Source organism: Paenibacillus sp. P4_A7, assembly GCF_056402455.1.
Genome location: NZ_JBFUHJ010000763.1, coordinates 1 through 1,386, shown reverse-complemented (window position 1 = coordinate 1,386; position 1,386 = coordinate 1). Strand labels below are relative to the sequence as shown.

Here is a 1,386-nt window from a genome sequence, read left to right as displayed (position 1 = left end):
GTATGGGTTCCTTATGTACGTCCTGGATTCAATCTTTCCAAAATGATTGCTGAAGGCGTACTTGCTAACCCGAATGCTGAATTAGTTTTGATGGAGAAACATGGCCTAGTAACTTGGGGTGAAACGTCTGAGGAGTGCTACGCGCAAACGATCAAAATTATTTCCGAAGCAGAAGCGTTTATTGAATCGCGCTTCGACGAGGGTTCGCTGTTCGGCGGCGTGAAGAATGAAGTTCTTGCTGAAGACGTTCGTAAAAGCGTTGCTGCTGCAGTTATACCAACGATTCGCGGTGCTGTAAGCGATGCGAAGAAAATGATTTTGACTTTTGATGACGAGGCTGACGTGCTTTCATTCGTAAGCGGTCAAGATTCACCGCAATTGTCACAGGTAGGCGCGGCTTGTCCGGATCACCTCGTGCACACCAAGGTTGTTCCACTCTTTATTGATTGGACTCCTAACGCAGAGGATATCGATGGTCTTAAAGAAAAACTTATTGCAGGAATCTCTGCTTACAAAGAACAATATAAAGCTTACTTTGATCGTAATAAAAACGAAGGCGATGTTATGTTCGAAGCTGCGCCGCGTGTTATTCTTATTCCAGGTATCGGTATGATCAACACGGGCAAGAGCTGGGCTATGTCACAAGTAAGTGGTGCTCTATACCATCGTGCTATCGCTGTTATGCGTGGTGCAACAGCACTTGGTGAATTTGTTTCACTAAGCGAAAATGAATCTTACAATGTGGAATATTGGCCACTTGAGCTTTACAAGCTATCTCTAGCACCAGCCGAAACAGAGTTTTCACGCAAGATTGCTTTCATTACGGGTGGAGCTGGTGGAATTGGCAGCGAGACAGCTCGCCGTTTAGTTTCCGAAGGCGCTCATGTGGTGCTGGCGGATCTGAATCTTGAAGGTGCTCAGAAGATTGCAGCTGAAATTAACGATAAATACGGTGACTTCCGTGCTATAGCAGTGAAAATGGATGTAACGTCCGAAGAGCAGATTGCTGCAGCATACGCAGAAACAGCTTTGACTTACGGCGGTGTCGACATTATCGTCAATAATGCGGGTCTTGCTACTTCGAGTCCATTCGAGGAGACTACACTTAAAGAATGGAACCTCAATATGAACGTGCTTGGAACAGGATATTTCCTTGTTGCTCGCGAAGCATTTAAACTAATGAAGCAACAAAGTATTGGTGGCAATATGGTGTTCATCGGTTCCAAAAACTCCATCTATGCAGGAAAGAACGCTACTGCTTATAGCTCAGTAAAAGCGCTTGAAGCACATCTAGCACGTTGTATAGCTGCAGAAGGCGGCGAGTTCGGAATCCGCGTGAATACGATTTTACCAGATGCTATTTTGCAGGGTTCTGCAATATGGAAC

General features: G+C 45.3%; 1 protein-coding gene. It reads left to right on the top strand.

Translation table 11 applies throughout. The features are described 5' to 3' along the window. A partial coding sequence (gene rhaD, locus AC1DWN_RS33770) for a bifunctional rhamnulose-1-phosphate aldolase/short-chain dehydrogenase (RefSeq protein WP_477563188.1) occupies positions 1-1,386 on the top strand: 1,386 nt, incomplete at both ends.